2 rRNA genes are annotated in these 596 nt (G+C 53.5%); both read right to left on the reverse strand.

Features of this window, described 5'->3' with window-relative positions:
- Positions 1-7: 7 nt before the first annotated feature.
- Positions 8-123, reverse strand: a 5S ribosomal RNA gene (gene rrf, locus PGH32_RS24550).
- A 234-nt stretch (positions 124-357) separates the two neighbouring features.
- Positions 358-596: ribosomal RNA gene (locus PGH32_RS24555) — 23S ribosomal RNA — on the reverse strand; the annotation flags it as partial.

Raw genomic sequence — 596 nt, forward strand, 5'->3', positions numbered from 1 at the left:
ATTTGATGCCTGGCAGTTCCCTACTCTCGCATGGGGAGACCCCACACTACCATCGGCGCTACGGCGTTTCACTTCTGAGTTCGGCATGGGGTCAGGTGGGACCACCGCGCTAAAGCCGCCAGGCAAATTCTTTCTGCCCTGTCCTGTGTCTTTTGTGCTGATACCGCGTTGGCTGCGTTCGCGTCGCTCAGTCACATACTCATGTATGCTCCTTCCCGCCGTCTCGCTTGCCGCCTTGTCTCAGCGCAAAATCCTTCGGACTTGTGTCCGCAGAACAGTGCTAAATTCTTTATCCGGTACAAGCTGAATATTGTTCGTGTTGTCTCTCAACACTCACCAGAACGCTTCTGGTGTTGTAAGGTTAAGCCTCACGGGTCATTAGTACCGGTTAGCTCAACGCATCGCTGCGCTTACACACCCGGCCTATCAACGTCGTAGTCTTCAACGTCCCTTCAGGATTCTCAAGGAATCAGGGAGAACTCATCTCGAGGCAAGTTTCGCGCTTAGATGCTTTCAGCGCTTATCTTTTCCGCACTTAGCTACCGGGCAATGCCATTGGCATGACAACCCGAACACCAGTGGTGCGTTCACTCCGG

Origin of the sequence: Erwinia sp. SLM-02 (genome assembly GCF_037450285.1) — a bacterium.
Classification (GTDB): domain Bacteria; phylum Pseudomonadota; class Gammaproteobacteria; order Enterobacterales; family Enterobacteriaceae; genus Erwinia.